Source organism: Anaeropeptidivorans aminofermentans (genome assembly GCF_940670685.1).
GTDB lineage: Bacteria > Bacillota > Clostridia > Lachnospirales > UBA5962 > Anaeropeptidivorans > Anaeropeptidivorans aminofermentans.
This window is the reverse complement of record NZ_OW711693.1, coordinates 949,247-966,272: the sequence shown is the minus strand read 5'-3', so window position 1 is coordinate 966,272 and position 17,026 is coordinate 949,247. Positions and strand designations below refer to the sequence as shown.

General features: G+C 36.6%; 11 protein-coding genes and 1 tRNA gene. 4 read left to right on the top strand and 8 right to left on the bottom strand.

All coding sequences use genetic code 11. The features are described 5' to 3' along the window. Positions 1-818 precede the first annotated feature (818 nt). Positions 819-894, bottom strand: a tRNA-Ala gene (locus tag NBX03_RS03920). Between the two features lie 1,022 nt (positions 895-1,916). On the opposite strand from NBX03_RS03920, the gene NBX03_RS03915 reads away from it, so the two are divergent. After that, entirely contained in the window at positions 1,917-2,987 is a 1,071-nt protein-coding gene (locus NBX03_RS03915) for a uroporphyrinogen decarboxylase family protein (RefSeq protein ID WP_250229468.1), read from the top strand. A gap of 19 nt (positions 2,988-3,006) precedes the next feature. Continuing rightward, the gene (locus NBX03_RS03910; RefSeq protein WP_250229467.1) at positions 3,007-4,383 is read left to right on the top strand and encodes a Na+/H+ antiporter NhaC family protein; all 1,377 of its coding nucleotides are present in this window, start codon (positions 3,007-3,009) and stop codon (positions 4,381-4,383) included. 576 nt (positions 4,384-4,959) lie between these two features. On the opposite strand, the gene NBX03_RS03905 is transcribed toward NBX03_RS03910, so the two are convergent. The 7 genes from NBX03_RS03905 to NBX03_RS03875 all read right to left on the bottom strand — a co-directional run bounded on the left by NBX03_RS03905 (position 4,960) and on the right by NBX03_RS03875 (position 12,947). Further along, positions 4,960-5,565 (bottom strand): SipW-dependent-type signal peptide-containing protein, encoded by a 606-nt coding sequence (locus NBX03_RS03905; protein ID WP_250229466.1) that lies wholly within the window; start codon positions 5,563-5,565, stop codon positions 4,960-4,962. Positions 5,566-5,657: 92 nt separating this feature from the next. After that, positions 5,658-6,557: a hypothetical protein gene (locus NBX03_RS03900; protein ID WP_250229465.1), complete on the bottom strand. Its 900-nt coding sequence runs from the start codon at positions 6,555-6,557 to the stop codon at positions 5,658-5,660. Next, the gene (locus NBX03_RS03895; protein WP_250229464.1) at positions 6,557-7,189 is read right to left on the bottom strand and encodes a hypothetical protein; all 633 of its coding nucleotides are present in this window, start codon (positions 7,187-7,189) and stop codon (positions 6,557-6,559) included. The genes NBX03_RS03900 and NBX03_RS03895 overlap by 1 nt, the downstream gene beginning before the upstream one ends. After that, positions 7,182-7,772 carry a hypothetical protein gene (locus tag NBX03_RS03890; protein ID WP_250229463.1) on the bottom strand — a complete coding sequence of 197 codons (591 nt, stop codon included), beginning with the start codon at positions 7,770-7,772 and terminating at the stop codon, positions 7,182-7,184. Before NBX03_RS03890 ends, NBX03_RS03895 begins: the two co-directional genes overlap by 8 nt. A gap of 2 nt (positions 7,773-7,774) precedes the next feature. Next, positions 7,775-10,822, bottom strand: a complete 3,048-nt coding sequence (locus tag NBX03_RS15855) for a VWA domain-containing protein (RefSeq protein WP_267134871.1) — start codon at positions 10,820-10,822, stop codon at positions 7,775-7,777. 20 nt (positions 10,823-10,842) lie between these two features. Further along, the gene (locus NBX03_RS03880) at positions 10,843-11,412 is read right to left on the bottom strand and encodes a signal peptidase I (protein WP_250229462.1); all 570 of its coding nucleotides are present in this window, start codon (positions 11,410-11,412) and stop codon (positions 10,843-10,845) included. Positions 11,413-11,786: 374 nt separating this feature from the next. Then, entirely contained in the window at positions 11,787-12,947 is a 1,161-nt protein-coding gene (locus NBX03_RS03875; protein ID WP_250229461.1) for a hypothetical protein, read from the bottom strand. 562 nt (positions 12,948-13,509) lie between these two features. Here NBX03_RS03875 and NBX03_RS03870 point away from each other — a divergent pair. Further along, the gene (locus tag NBX03_RS03870; RefSeq protein WP_250229460.1) at positions 13,510-14,565 is read left to right on the top strand and encodes an asparaginase domain-containing protein; all 1,056 of its coding nucleotides are present in this window, start codon (positions 13,510-13,512) and stop codon (positions 14,563-14,565) included. 327 nt (positions 14,566-14,892) lie between these two features. Next, the gene (locus NBX03_RS03865) at positions 14,893-16,272 is read left to right on the top strand and encodes a copper amine oxidase N-terminal domain-containing protein (RefSeq protein ID WP_250229459.1); all 1,380 of its coding nucleotides are present in this window, start codon (positions 14,893-14,895) and stop codon (positions 16,270-16,272) included. Positions 16,273-17,026: the final 754 nt, after the last annotated feature.

Sequence of the window (17,026 nt, the reverse complement as noted above, 5' to 3'; positions counted from 1 at the left end):
ATTTATAATCAGATCCCCTTTAGATACCACTGTAATGTAATTTCCTATGACCATGTGTAATTTTCTAAAAACTTTCTTATCTTATCCTTGTAAATCCTCCCCTTTACTGTATTTTCGTTCTCTGTTTTTATAAGATTTACTGCAAAATTACGCCTTCTTTTTGCTAGCTCAGGCTAACTTTTTTGCATAAATAGAAGTTATTGATAACTAACTTTATTCATTCTACTATATTTAAACGGTTATTGTCAACAGCCTTTAAATATTGCTTATATACCCCTTATGGGGATGATTCCGGTTTATGAGCCGTAGTTTTATTGTGTAGATGCTAGCACTTATTTTACCGCCGTTGTTTATACTGCCATATTCCTCCGAAGTGTGAAAACAAAATCGATCAGGTTAAGCTATTCTAGAAGATTCTGTGTCTGTGAGATGCCGGAGGGCTTTGCTGTTTAAAAATCCGAACGGAAGAATAACTGCGGAGCAATAGCACTGGCCTGAGATGCTCTTTAAATCATTTTTCAGATAATATAAACACAAAATAACTGGTGCAAGGAATCCATTCTGCACAAATAAGAAGGTTCTAAAAAATGTTAAAAGATTATTTTATTTATAGCTTTTATCACATATCCTATCTTATAAAACATAAAAAACCTCAGGGCTCTTTATCCTTGAGGTTTTTTCTTCAGTACAAATAAGCAGGCCTAAACCGAGAGAATTTTGCATGCTGTGATTCCTCTGCAAAAATCTATCAAGTATCCGCTTTCTCATTTCCATAAGAATAACCGCAAGGCTAAAAGCCTTGCGGTTATTCTGTTTTTTGGTGGAGATAAGCGGGATCGAACCGCTGACCTCTTGAATGCCATTCAAGCGCTCTCCCAGCTGAGCTATACCCCCATATAGTGTCGAACAATGACTTATATATAGTATCCTAATCCGCCAAAATTGTCAAGAGATTTAGCTGAAATTACCTGCCATAAAATTCTGTTCTGTAATTAATTTAAACAGATAAAATAATATTTTTATATAAAGCAGGAATAGCTTGCAAATAATACTATGTAAGATTGTCTATCTAATGCGGCAGAACATACCTTAGCCAAAGAGAATGATTTTAAATTTCCTTGTGTTTCTAAGCGTTGTACAATCCTTGAACTGGGCATAACACAATTAGTGCCTATGATAAATCATTCCCAAATAAGCAGTATTACATAATCAAAGAAACTTATAAGATTTTGATTTTTTATAATAGTGAAACATACAATTAAGATGGTGCGGTACAGCCTTACTTTTACATTGCTTTATCGCCATTTTATTTTAAATAGACGTAGAAAAACGCCAATTTTAATTGTGCCATCTACTCATTGGTATACTTCAGCTTCTTCTGTATTAGTAGTAAACCTTCTTTGATACCTATCCCGTCAAATCTGAAGAGGCTATTTAAAGTCTTCTCACCTTCTCCTCCCCTTTCTGGAGCACTTCGGCAGCTATCCGCTGAATTTCCGCCGGCACCATCGGGTGCAATACCATGACCTTAGGATTCGTTTTTAATATCAGATAGCTCTATCATATAATTATTATAAAAACTTATAATTTGGGGCATTAAACAGCTTTAACCGCAAAAATTCAGGCCAGAGAAGCATTTTGATTTGATATAAAATTAAATCCAAAAACCTTAAAACCATTAAATAAAAACCAAAAAACATAATAAAACTGTCAGTTTTATTATGTTTTAACGGCAATAGATATTTTATTATGACACAAAAGTATAAAAAACATTAAATTTATCAATAATCTGTGAGTTCATTATAATTATATTCAATTTTATTTATAACATCATTAGTTATATAATTGTCATATTAGACGCGATTAATAATTTATAGCGTCTAGGTTAGTACAATGTTTTTGAAAGGAGATTTAAAGTGAGGAAAGAAGAAATGACACCAAGGGAGAGAATGGATGCCTTTGCTAAGGGCGAAGAAATAGACCGCATAATCTGCATTCCCGATATGGGAGCGACTATGACACCCTTTATAGGCGTAAAGGCAAGTGATTATTACCATTCGGCAGAACTTATGTCAGGGCTGGAAATAGCGCTGTTTGAAAGGCTGCGCCATGATAGTGTCGGAATATCCACAAGCCTTAGAGGGGTTGCAGAGGCAATGGGTGCAAAGGTTGCTTATCCGGATTATAACATTTCATATTTGCTGGAGCCTGCTGTTAAGTCCGTAGATGAAATAGAATCCCTTAAACTCCCCGATCCCCATAAAGACGGTATCCTTCCTGTTTTATTAGAAGCTATCAGACTTACAAGGGATGCCCTTGTAGACAAGGTTGACGTAGGGGCCGCTATGTCCGGGCCTTTCAGCGTAGCCGCATCTGTAGCAGGCACAGAAAATCTTATGAAATGGATGATTAAGTATCCTGAAAAAGTACATGTTCTCATGGATATCGTAGCAGAAGCAAATAACAGATATATAGAAGAGGTTGCAAAATTAGGCGTATCGATAAGCTTTGCTGACCCTGTTTCATCAACAAGCCTTATAAGCCCTAAGCAATTCAGAGAATTTTCTTTGCCCGCCCTCAAAAAGAATATAAAAAAAATTAAAGAAAAGACCGGCAGCGCTCCGGGAATACATGTCTGCGGATCAAGCAGAGATATTTGGGAAGATATTGTAGATGCCGGAATTTCAAATTTCAGCATAGATAATGCAGAAGACTTGGAAGAGGCTAAACAGGTAATGGGAGACAGAGTGATTATAACAGGCAATGTTCCCCCCGTAGATGTTGTTTATGCAGGAAAAAGAGAAGCCATATTCAGTTCCGTAAAAGAATGTATACGAAAAGGCCATGATTCAAAGAAAGGATATATTTTAAGTACAGGCTGCCAAATTCCCATGCATACCCCTATAGAAAACATTGAAATGTTTATGGAGGCAGGCAGTTTATACGGCAAATATCCGTTGAATTTAGATTTGCCTATAATATCATAGTCAAAAGGAGATTATAAAAATGAATAATTTAAATGACAAAAAAGGTAATGGAATCGCTTTATTGCCTTTTCTTATTTTTGTGCTTATATATTTGGCAGCGGGCATTATCTTGAATATAAAAGGCGTAGAAATGGCGTTTTATCAATTCCCTGCTCCCGTTGCGGCGGTTATAGGCATAATATTTGCATTTATTTTACTAAAGGGATCTATGAATGAAAAATTTGGTATATTTATCAAAGGCTGCGGTGAAGACAATATCATAATAATGTGTACTATATATTTGCTTGCAGGCGCATTTACCTCCGTATCAAGCGCTATGGGCGGAGTAGATTCTGCGGTTAATCTTGGTCTTACATTAATACCTGCTCAATACATAACTGTTGGAATTTTTCTAATATCTATGTTTATCTCTGTAGCTACAGGCACTTCTGTAGGAACAATAGTTGCAGTAGGTCCTATCGCTATCCAGCTGGCAGAAAAAGGAGGCTTAAATCTTCCTTTGGTGCTTGGTTCTCTTGTGGGGGGCGCTATGTTCGGCGATAATTTATCCTTTATATCAGATACTACCATCGCCGCCACAAGAACTCAGGAAGTATCTATGAAAGATAAATTCAGAGTAGGCCTTGATTTTGCATTGCCTGCAACAATAGTTACCATAATTCTTCTCTTAATATTCGGAAAGCCTATTTCTACTCCTGAAAGCCAGGAATATGCTTTCAATATAATTAAAATCATTCCTTACATATTTGTTCTTATAGCATCTATAGCAGGTATGAATGTATTTGCAGTTTTGACCGGTGGTATCGTAATCGCAGGGCTTATAGGCTTCGGTTACGGAAGTTTTAAAGGCCTTGACTATGTTCAGCAAATCTATTCGGGATTCACAGGTATGATAGACATTTTTCTTCTATCCATGCTTACAGGCGGCTTGGCTAATTTAGTAACAAAAGGCGGGGGGCTTGACTGGATACTTCATAAAATAAGCAAAATGATAAAGTCTAAAAAGTCCGCTGAGCTTGGCATAAGTACATTGATATCTCTTATAAACGCTTCCACCGCAAATAACACTGTATCAATCATAATATGCGGTCAGCTTACAAAGGAAGTATCTAAGAAGTATGCCGTTGATTCCAGAAAAGCCGCTACCCTTTTACAGACTTTCTCATGTGTTATACAGGGCATAATACCCTATGGCGCTCAGCTTCTGATAGCAGGAAGCCTTTCTGCAGGTCTTATGAGCCCATTTGAAATAGCCCCTTATGTTTGGTATTGCTACATATTGGCAATATTTGCAATTGTATCTATATTCACACCTTTTGGAACCAGATATTTAAGAAAAAATCCTCAAACAGATTTTGAAAAAGAAACGGACTTATCTCCTAAACAAATTGCTTAATACTTCTTTTATTCACAATTTGAAAAGCAACGCTGCTATCAGTTTACATGAAATAGGAACAGAAAAAATTTGAAAATCTCTCTGATTCATAGCAGTTTCAAAATGAGGCGTTACCGATTGATATGCGTATTACTATAAGTATTCAAGTGAACCGGTAACAAAAATCCTATATTCACATTGGTCCAAAAATAAACCATTTCCAAAGGAAAGCTATATTTTTGAATCCATAGTAAATAGGTTTTACTTACTTTATTATAAGAAGTTTATAATATAAAACTTCTCTTTTGTATTTTTGAATCTTAATTGTTAAAAAACCTCCTATTGGTTTGTATCTCACACCTTTAGGAGGCTTTATAATGTTAGAACGTCTCTAAAAATCAGGCAATGTATGAAAACAGCAGATACAATAAATTCTTGCAAAGCTTTAAGCTAATTGCAAATAGCAACAAACCGAAATTTTACCGTGGATTTCTTACATAAAAAAGCCGGTGGGTTTAGCACCCTCCGGCTTTTTTATTATGAAAGCAGTTTTAATCCCAAAGGATCTTACCTGCTTTTTTATCTGTTATGTAACACTTATTTATAAAGTGAATCAAATGCATTTCCTACAGCCGGAAACTCCGCTGCTACAGCTGCTTTAGTCCCCTGTACTGCTGTAACTGTGTAATTAAATGTAACTTCTCCGCTTTGGCCCTCTTGACCTGTCTGTCCGCCAAGGTCTTCGCTTATGCCTGCCGAAATATTAACTTCCTTACCCTCTTCCGCTCCGAAAGATGCTTTTGCATCAAGGAATACGTAAAGGTCTTGACCTGCTTGAAATACGTTCGTAGGATTGTAGCCTTCAGCAAAGGTAAACTCTGGATTTCCAAGGGCTGCTTTTAAAGCTTCGTCTGCGGCATTTCCTTCTGATTTTGCCTCAACATTCGGCGTAATTTTTATTACGGCTTCTCTGGAGCCTGTATTCCGAACTACAACACCTTTGGCAACAATAGATTCCCCCGGAAGATAGCCGTCTTCATTAATATCTGCTTTTAAATCATCAGATTCTACTACAATCGTTGCTGCTTTAACATTGATTGCAACATTGCTGTCGGAAGCCGTAAACCATGCATAAGTTCCCATTGCGCCCGCTGCTAAAGCTAATACACCTAATACCATACCTGCTATTCTTGTCTTTTTCATACTAAGTTACCTCCAAATAAGTATAATTTATAGTCAATATGTTTTTTAAAATCTCTTTTGTAAATGCCCTAAATTATCTTAAAGGGCTTATGTTAATTTTTAATTGATGCCTTTTTAGTTATAAAAAATATTGCAGCCGATACTGCAAAAAATGCTATATTGGCATTTCTGAAGGCTTTAGATTCCACTCCCGTTTTAGGATTAGCCTTTATGGTTCCTAAAGGAATTTCTTCAGGAAGTATTTCTATAATTTCTTCCGTGTCGTTAATGCTTGGTATTTGAGGATTTCCTAAGGGCACCGGCTCCTCGGGTATTTCTATAAGCTCCGGGGCAGCCGGGGGACTGGTTGTAATCACTGTTCCCCCGCCGGTTGCGCTTCCGGGGGTTCTCGGTCTATCCACCGGTTCTGATGGCGGAGAATCATCGTCGTCATCGTCCGGTGGTGCAGGGGTCGGGCTTGGGGTTGGATTCGGTCCTCCTATACCTTCCGCCGTAAACGTCCATATAAGATGTGCCAATCTGCTTTGATAAGCGTCATCTGCATCTTCCTGCATTTCAACTTTAACATTTAAAGTCGATATCCCATTGGGGTCAAGACGGCCTAATTGATACGGGCCTCCCCCTTTTGCCGGAAAGCTGGTTAAAACATTTCCGCCCTGAGATACGGTTATATTAAGCTTATCTAAAAGCTCAGAGAACACTTCAGGGCCTTCCGCTTCTAAAGGTTCAGGTATATAAGCGACGTTTATATAGAGAATAAATGGCCTTGTATCTGTATTTGTAACCCGCATTCTTCCTTCAATTTTCTCTCCGGGGAGCATATTTGCACCAATCTCTAATATGTCATCGTCAAAAACGGCAAGGTCTAAGGAATACTGGCCTGATACAATGATTTGGTCTGCATAAGCGGACTTCATATTTATACTTGTAAGTATTAAGCTTATAATAGTTAGAGTGGCAATGAATAAGGATAATTTTCTTACTTTAATCATTAATTACCACCTCCTGCTATGCTTCCGTCCTGAGATAAAACTTTGCCTGCGTCCCAGCCGTAAGCGCTTGCAGATTCAACTGCCTTTTTTGTGGCCTGAAGGGCTTCGGGGATAAATACAATTACAAGTCGTTCATTTCCATCTTCACTGACAGAAACACCGGTTAAATTTATTTTTCCGCTTACACTCATGCCGCCGGGTAAAACAAAATAATTATTATTCGTATCTGCCATAGTCAGCATATTTTTTGAATACCCGTTTGAGCTTGTTATGGGTTCTGGGCTAAGGCTCGCACCGCTGATATCTGGTTCTAAACCAGCAAAGCTAACGGTAATGTGAGAAGTGTCTCTGGCAGTATCAACCCAGTTATTGTTTTCATCCCGCACTTGATATATAGGCGTCCAGCCTATGCGTAAATAAGTTCCGATATTGCTGTTATTCGCAATTGTAAAGGCAGCTTCATTCTCTGTTACAACAGCTTCCTCAGGAACTGAAACATCTACAGTTGCCATCGCACTGCTTACGGCATCAGGTTCAGAGCTTCCTGTAAACCATGCATAGGATAAGCCTAAAGTTAATGTTAAAATAGCGATTATGGATAAGGAAGCTAACAATAATCTTTTCTTACTCATTGCTTCCACCGCCTAACCCATTATTCAGTTCAAGGAATAAAGCATCATTAATGCCTAAAACTGCTTCTGCCGCCGCTTTTGTATTCTGGCAATATTGAAGATTCGCTGAAATCATGAAGCCTGCCGCCTGAGAAGGGTTCCTAAGCACCTTAAATTCAGCCGCAAGGGCAGGAAGGATAATGTTCTTATCCTGTCTAGTTTCAACCTTGTTTACTCCGTATACAGTAAGGGTTTTGGCAGTTGAATCATACTGCACTGCTAAATTATCCGTATTTTCTTCTGAAAGGGAAATATGTTCTATTAATTCAGAACCTTCGCTTAAGGTATATGTTATTTTATAAATATAATTTCTTGTGCTGCCATTATCCATGATTGTATTTTTATCCGATATGACAATCTTTTCCCCGGGAATCCCCTTCTTACTGTTAAGGCTAAAATCAAGGGAGGCGTTTATTTTTGCCGCCTTGGCTTCGGCAGCATTTTCTGGGGCCGTTTCACCTATAAACCATGCATTCGTTGTTCCGACCAACAGGGTAAACAGAAGAAACGCCTGTATAGCCAACAGAGCAATTTTCTTTCTCATTTTTACCCCTCCCATCTGAACAACACAGCATTTATAAAGCTTCCGCCGAACCATGCCCAGTCAAAGAAAAACAATGGGTCATCTTTTTCAATTTCAATTGTTATTTCCTTTTCATATCCTGTCCAGTCGTCGTTTCCGTCTTTTGTAAGAATAATCTCAACAGCTTCTCCGCCGGTTGCCTTATATCCATATGGTACATAAGCTTCTGCGGAATATGTTCCTCTTTCTATATTGTCATTATTCGTATATGTTTTTTCAGCAAGGCCCATAAAATACCAGCTGGAAGCATGATTATTTTCCAATGTCTTTATAACCCTTGTTTCAAACCTTCCGTCGATATCGGAGCTTCCTCCTTGAACCTTAACTGTAAGCTTAGGTTCAAATACCTCTACTGCAACGGGGATATTAACACCTAAAACCCGCTCATTTTCATATCCGGCTGCTGCCGCCTTTTCATCTTTAATGAAAAGAGTGTAGGAACTGTTTCCTTCAGGTTTCAGGCCTTCAACTGCGGTATTCGGGATAGCGATAGTTAAATTATTTCCATAGCCGAAGGCAATCGTTCCGTTGGCGTTTGGTATTGCTTCCGTTGGTGAAGGGTCATCTCCGTTATACCATTGATAGCTAAAAGAAGCGTTTCCGTTTGTAATCGTCCCTATAAGGTCTATAGCATCTCCCAAAAGAATTGCTTCTGCGGGGTCCTTCGTGCTTGAAAGAACTACCGACGCCGTGCCGTTAACAAGAGGGTCTACGGGCATTATGGGCTGTTCCTCAAGATATACTGTAGCAGGCTCTGAACTGCTGGTGGGCGTATATTCAACAGAGGTACTTGTGGCTAAAGGCTGTTTTTCAATAGCGCTTCCATCAAGCCCTGCACCTTTTTCCCAAATATCCGCATCGATAACCTTTACTATAAAGGATAATCTTCCTGTTCCGTAATCACCTTCAAACCGATTGTCAAGGCTGGTCTCCCAAGTAATCTTGTTCTCAGAAACGCTTATGTCGTCCCCGTTAGCTTCATTGTCATTTTCAGTATTTTCCGCAAATTCTACAAACTCAAAGTTTGCTTCCAAAGTATCTTCTACCGTAAAGGAAATCAAATTCTTAAAAATCTCGCCTTGAAGCTCAGCATATATTGCTTTCAGATCCCCTGTATTATTGGCTGCAAAGGCTCTTTTTCCTTCATAATGAGGAATATCTGAAAGAGAAATACCGCCTTTAAACACATTGTCTGATAGATTACTGTTAAAGCTTGGGGAACCGTTCATGGCGTAGGTCATTTTTTCTAAAAGGTCCTTAAGGTTCTGATTGCCTGTATAGGCTACAGTATATAAATCTATGCCTTGGTTAGCGGCATATTGTGCTTCGGCTAAGGTTACCTGCTGTCTGAGAGCAGTAGTGGTGCTTCCTATAGGCGCTATTGGGGAAAACCAATCTGACCTATATATATCCTGCCTTTCAAAGGCTCTATCCCCAAATTTTATCTCGAAATAGTCTGTAGAAAAAATCCATAAAATAGTCTTTGTAAATGCATAGCTCGTATAAGTCCACCGTTTTGTTGAATTATAAAGACTAGGCTTAGAAAAACCATGTTTATTCCTATCAAACTGATACTCATTATAAGTCCACTCATCAGTAGCAATATTGGTGGGCTCTCCGTCGGATAAAAGTATCATTATTTTTTTCCTGTCGGAATTGTTAAGATTATCCCCGTCATTTACTCCTAAAGAGTTTTTTGCTTTTAAAATACCGTCTTGAATATTCGTACCGCCGTTAGCACTTAAGTTTTGAATGGCGTTTATAACCTGCTGAGGATTGTTCGTAAGCTCTTTCTTAATTTCTGCATTTGTATTGAAGGAAATTATACTGATCCGAACATCATCTTTAAAAATCTGTTGCCCATTTTCTTCCTTCGTTGGAAAGCCGTTTACAAAGGCTTTGACAGCATCTTTCGCACCATTTAAATTAGTACCTTCCATACTTCCTGATGTATCAAAAATAAGTGCTATGTCCAGGCTTTTCCCAGGCAATTCTGTTATCTCTTTCTTAGCCCTTAGCTCAAGGTCAACCTGATAATGCCTGAATGTATCAAGCTTTTTTATGGTCTTTCTGATATATTGGCCGTCTCCCATCTCAGTTGTTTTTGTTTCGGGAGGAGAAAGGCTAAAAAGTGCAAGCCTTGTGCTGAAAAGCGCAGGATAATAAAATTCTGTTCCTTCTTTTTCCTCTGAGGCTTCCTCTTCTCGTTCAGCAACAATATTTTCTATATACATGCTGAACTCTTCTGCAGCGGCCGCTATTTCAGGGTTTTCTTCATCTTTCAATTCCTCTTCCTTGTAGACTGGGTCTTGAGAAGATGCTTCGGGGTTTTCATAATAATATTTTCTTTCGCTGACGCCTTCAAGAAAATAAGGAATCGTCTCCGGTTCATTAATTATTAAGCCATATATATACTCTAAATATCCGAAGTCTTCCGAGCTGTGATACAGGAGCCAATCAACGATTTCCCTGTCATAGCCATATTGGTCTGCTAAAAGATAGAGGGCGTCTGTCATTAATTCAATAGAAAATTCCATATCGGCAAATGGATTTTCAACCTCTGCAGGTGCTTCTGGAACCGGAGGAATTTCGCCTTCTATAGGTGTTTCACTCTCTGTTGGCGTTTCGCCTTCTGCAGGTGTTTCTCCTTCTATCGGTATTTCCTCTTCCGTAGGGGTTTCGCCCTCTGCAGGCGTTTCGTCTTCTGTAGGCGTCTCACTTTCCACTGGAGTTTCGCTCTCTGCCGGATTTTCACTTTCTGTAGGCGTTTCACCCTCTTCATTCTTTTCTTCTTCTATAGGATTGTTATCTTCTGCAGGATTTTCGATATCTTCGGTGTTTTCTTCTTCACTCGATTCTTCTTCTGAAGGCGATTCATCTGGTACTGCATTTTCCTGACCAATTACTGTGCCAGCCAAAGCAAATGCCCCTGCAGGAAATTCCGATGCAGAAAACACCATAATAACTGCCAGCAGAAATGCAATACCCCTTTTAAAGCCTCTCTTTTTCATAACTCACCACCTCTATGAAACTAAGTATTCGTGGTCTTATCTCCTTCATCTTTTTTCCTCACAAACCAAGGTATAATTTCCCACAAGCCAAACAAAATAAGAATAAGGCTTATAAGTAAAATCATATTCCGCGGCTGCTGAAGACTTAATAAAAGAGAGCCAAGACCGTTAATCCACAATACGGCAACCCCGATTATCTGTGTTTCCTTAACAGGATTTTTATCTTCTATATTATTGGCGTCGCCTTTCGTAATAAATGAGTATCCATTCGTGTTATTCTTTTCTACTACTCTGTGTGTTAAAATAACATTATCACTTATTTCATAAGTGATAATATCTCCTGTCTCTATATTTTCGGGAGCCTTATCTTTTACAATTATGAAGCTTCCTGCGTCAAAAGTTGGGCTCATGCTTCCTGTTAGAACGATAAAGCTTCTAAATCCAAAAATAGATTTGTCATATTTTGATAAAATAGAGCTCAGAAGAAGAGCAACGCATATAACGAAAAACACAGCCGTAACAATATCAAGAAATATTTTCACAGGGCTTTTTCTTCTGTTTTTTTCTTCTGATTTCATATTTTCATTCATACATATCCTCTTTTCAGCTTGATAAAACAATTGAATTTTATTGCTTAAGAGTTTGCTATACACCTATAGTATCAAAATCCGCTTTCAATTCTCACACAGGATTCAATCTTTTCAATAACATTTCGCACTTATTTCAGCTTCATATAAAAATTTATGGCCATTCAATCATGTGTTAGCTAAAGACAATACATCTATAAATCCGAATATTAGAATAAATAAGGAAGTCCATACCATTTTCTTGAAATTTTTTTGTATAAATGTAAAGGGTTTTACGCTTTTAAAGCAATTATTTTGTGAATTTACATAAAATCCTCCGCAAAAAAATGCAGTATCTATATACTGCATTTCGCACTCAAAAACCTTACATTTAAAAATCATCCTATGGTAGTGGTAGGATATACGTTAATATTTAATTTAACTTCTTCTTCTTTAAAAAGCTTGCTTATTCTTTCAATAATCCTTAATTTAACGATTGGCACTGCGTCATAATTAACTCTGTAAAGCATAAGAATAAAATTTAAGCCATCTATTACGGCATAAACATCGTTTTTTCTTAAAGAACCTTGGAATAAAGACGCAATGCTTTCTTCGGGAATATAATCTATATTGCCTGTAATTTCTACTTTGAGCATGGTATATATCGGATTTTCAGGCCTTAGCCTTTCGGCAATTCTTTCTTCTATAATTCTGTCGAGATCTTCTCTGCTCAAAACTAAACTGCCTGTTTTCTGGAAAGCATAGTCTGTTTCTTCTTTTTCTTCCTTCTTGAAAAGGTCTGTTATGCTTCTTCCAGGGGTTATCCCCAGCACCTCATTCATTTTAACACTGATATAATCAAAATGTCTTTTCGCATGGCTTCTGTTATTGGACCTTATAAGCGTTTTCAGAAATATCAGATTAACATCCTCATCGATATCATCTATTGTAAAAAAAGCTTCACATAGCCGTATGATTTCACTGTCAAATATTTTTCCGTCATAAAGCTTATTTAAAAGAATCGTTATGGAAGCAGAATAAAGCTGCCTGTAAAAATTCCTTTTTCTTAAAACAAGATATTCATTGTAGAAGCCTGCCATGTATTCGCCTTCATAAATATCCCTTAACTTATCTGCAATAAGGATAAGCTTATTACAATCGTCCTCTTCTTTTATTTCTTTAGTAATATCTTCAAAAATGTTCTCATCAAGAATTACTCCCTTTAAAAAATCCAGCCTGTAATCGCCTTTTACATTTGTGATTGAAAGATTGGGGGAAAAGTCTTTTCCGAAATAATTTTCACCGGATAAAAAGTTCTTAATTCTGTATACATATGTTTGAAGCACCTTTTTATAATCCGTATAATCATTTTCGGGCCATATATCCTCTATTATTTTTACGGGATTGATGGCTTTTCCGTTATTCAGCACAAGATATTGAAGTATGGCTTCAAGCTTTGCCTGATTTCTCTTTTTTATAAATATTGTTTTGCCTGAATATTTAATATCGAAGTTTCCAAAGGTCTTTATGTATAAATTCTCGTATTTTTCTTTAGACATAAAAACTGCCCCCTAAAAATATTTACCCTGTGGAATGGATAGGACCCTTAATATTCATAGTATTTGTTTTTACTGTTCTTTTTATAAATTTATTTTATTTATAGCAACCTAATTAAATAACTTAGAAATTTATTCTTAGCACAATTTAATCAGGAACAATTTTCAGAAACAGCCATTAATCTGATATTTATCTGATTTAAGTAAATTACTGTAATATATTATTATTTTTAGTTTATTAAATTACGATTTTTAATTATAGCCTAAGTCTTTTATTTATAGGCTTTATATCTCATAGTAAAAATGTTATAATACATACGAATTTTAAACAGGTTACACTTATAGTAAAATAATTTGATTACAGTAACGAAAACCGTATATTTGAATGGCTTCATATAAGCGTTTCTATTATATGAAGCCGTTTATGAAAAATAGGTTTATGTTCCTGCCTTAAAAACTGTTTTACTATATATCCGGTTTGATTATATAAAGCAGATGGCTTTTCCTGCTTCATATGATTTACGGTTTTTTGATGATTTGAGTATAAATACGGGAGGATTTACCAATGAAAAATAAGGTTTTAGTAGTTGAAACAGGCGGCACCTTTGCTACAAGCTCTATTTCATCAATCCGCACTTTAAGCAATTACGACAATTCAAAGCAGGTATACCAATACGGCAGAGTTTTAGAAAGAGTAGAAGACCATAATATTGAATTTGAAATTATAAGGCCTATATTTACTTTAAGCGAAAATTTAAACATGGAGCTTTTAAACACTTTTCTCGATGCTATGTATAAAGTAGATTTCAGCAAATATAAGGGCGTAATTATTACCCACGGCACAGATACTCTCGCATATACGGCAAATATAATAAGCCTTTTGTTCTCATGTAAAAAAGTCCCTATTATTTTCGTATCAAGTAACCACCCTCTTGACCTTCCTCAGTCAAATGGCGTGGATAATTTTGCCGCTGCTCTGGATTTTATATTCAGCGTAAATGTTCAGGGCGTATATGTAATTTATAAAAATCATGAAGGAAAGGTTGAAGTACATCTCGGTTCAAGAGTAAAGCAGATGGATCAGGTGGTAGACAACTATGACAGCTTTAAGAATGTTTATTTCGGAAGAATCGTGAACAGGGTTTTTGTTTACAATAATGACCCCCTTAATCCCACAGCAGAAGAAATAAATGCCTTGGAATGCCCTTATAAAGATAAGGTCATTAAGCTTAATAAGCGAGTTATCCTCATATACCCCTATGTGGGAATGCGGCATGATTTTTATAATTTCAGCAACAACATTGATGCCGTTGTTTACGGGGTATACCATTCAGGAACATTTTTCACCGAAAAAAACTATCCCGACAATTCAATCAATAAGCTGATAGATAAACTTGCAGAGAACAATATTCCTTTGTTTATTGCGGAAATAAGCTCTCAAGGCGACCATTATGAATCCGTTACGAATCTTGCCTCCGACTGCAATGTAAACCTTGCCTATGATATCTCTTTTGAAAACTTATATGCAAAAGTCCTTATAGGCCTTGAACTATGCGAAAATGCAAAGGACATTAACAACTTTATAAACGGCACTAATATTTTCTTTGAAAAAATAGTTTAGTTTAACACAAATAGAAGCTTAATTTATAAAACAAATTCAAATGTAATATAAATATAATATTATGTCCATGCAAATTATGGTATCATATTTGTAAACTAATTCATTTATATAATTAGTTTTTATCAACAAAATTCAGATTGCAAAGCAATCTGAACGTCACTCACTAAGTTCACAGAGCATCTTTAAATCACAGCTGCTCTGTTCTCTAAGTTCGTGACTTTTTGTATTAATAAAATCCAGTAAAATTGAAAATTGTAATTAAAAATATCTTTACATATGTTATGTTAATTTGATTACAATTATCAAAAACAAAGGAGATGTTGAATTATGAAGAGACTTGCAGCGGCAGTGTTAACCCTGGCCCTTATTCTCACAGGCACCTTTTCTTATACCGCATTCGCCTACAGCTTAAATTGGCCTGATGCTTTTACGAAATATCTTGACGATGAATTGTCAAAAATTCAAGAGCAAAAATCGAATTACACAAGCTTTGCTCTCTATGATATTGAAAATGACGGCATACCAGAGCTTTTCTTAAAAGGCGGAAATGACGGCAAGGCCTATAAAATCGTAAGATTGAAAAATGGCGCCGCAGTTACTGAAAGGTCCTTTGTAGGCGGAAGCGCTTTCTACAGAAACCTCGATACAGAAGGTTTTGTGATTTCCTACACAAATACATCAGGCATGTACTATGTAGTCTATGATCAGGAGAAGGGCCTGAACCAATCTGATGAAATATTCAAAACAAGAAGATACAAAACAGAAGATATGGACGATTGGGATTCCTTATATTTCTTCTATAACAAAGAAGTAACAAAGGAGCAATACGATAAGCTTCAGACAGAAATTTTAGATATGGTAAGCATAAGCTTCTCCGCCATAAACAAAGAAAATATCAACGAAGTATATGCAGGCGTATTTCCTGCAGGAAAAAGCCCGGACTTTAAAGGCGCCTTATCAGGAAGCTCAAACTTAAGCTTTAATTCTGTTACCTTCCCTAACGGAGAAAGCCAGAACATCGAAAGCCAGGGAACAAGATACGTATACGGCCTTCTTATGATAAACGGAGATTTAATATCCGGTTTCTACCCTGTTAATCTTGAAGGAACAACTCTCGTACCTGTAAGAGTCGTAAGCGAAAATCTGAACGCAGAGGTTTCATGGAATCCTGCTATGAAGAAGGTCACCATTGAAGGAAGCGCGAAAATCGAAATGTACATAGGCGATTCAGAGGCCACTGTAGACGGTCAAAGCGTAACATTAGATGTTCCTGCCCAGATCATAAATGATTCTACTTATGTTCCCATAAGATTTGTTGCAGAAAACCTCAATACAGATGTTTACTTTAAAGAAGGAAACGACCCCTTTATCCCTATAATAAACGTTGAAAGCAAAGGCTCAAAATCAACTATAGATGAAAGCCAGGCCCTTGCAAAAGCATCTTCTTTCTTCGATAATATCGAATGGGTTCCAAACCAGATGGTATTTACAAGAAGCTATATGGAAAAAAACCTTGCTTTTAAAAGCGAAGGTCTTGTTCTCGGAAGATACTGGTCAATCGTTTTAGATGTTAAAGACAGTCAAAGGCTCTGGATTGACCAATATACAGGTCAAGTATATTCCGTATACACAGCAAATGACAAATACGGTATTGAGCTTGGTACAGATGCTGTGATTTCAACCCTTGCCTCTCAATATTTATATTAAGCCAATTGCTTAACCTCAGCAGAGCAGACAATGCTATATGCTTTATCCGGCTAAGCCGGATAAAGCTTCCCTTGATAAGTCGTTTCTCTGCTGTTTTTTTACCCGAAATTAATTGATAATGAATATCAATTAATATGAATTGCCAGTTTTATGCTTTTAAAAAATTTACTTCTATGGGTACCAAACTTAAAAATAAGTTTAATAATTGCAGGGGGATACTAACTTGAAAAAGATTCATAAATTTACGCTTGTATATTTTTCTAAGTCCGCTTAATATCAATACGGCTTTATGCACTTTTAAGACACAGGGGATATCCCTTTTTATTTTAATTAATGTAAAATAAACCCAGCACGACTTTAAACTTGTGTTATTGTGTTTATCATATTCATAATATATAATGTTAATAACATCAAGCTTTGCTTGATGTTATTAATGAATATATTTTCCGAAGGAAAATGTATGAATTACAAACCTAGGATTAATATATAAAGCTTTAACATCAAGCTTTGCTTGATGTTATTAATGAATATATTTTCCGAAGGAAAATGTATGAATTACAAACCTAGGATTAATATATAAAGCTTTAACATCAAGCTTTGCTTGATGTTATTAATGAATATATTTTCCGAAGGAAAATGTATGAATTACAAACCTAGGATTAATATATAAAGCTTTAACATCAAGCTTTGCTTGATGTTACTAATGAATATATTTTCCAAAGGAAAATGTATGAATGATAATGTGAACTTTCAT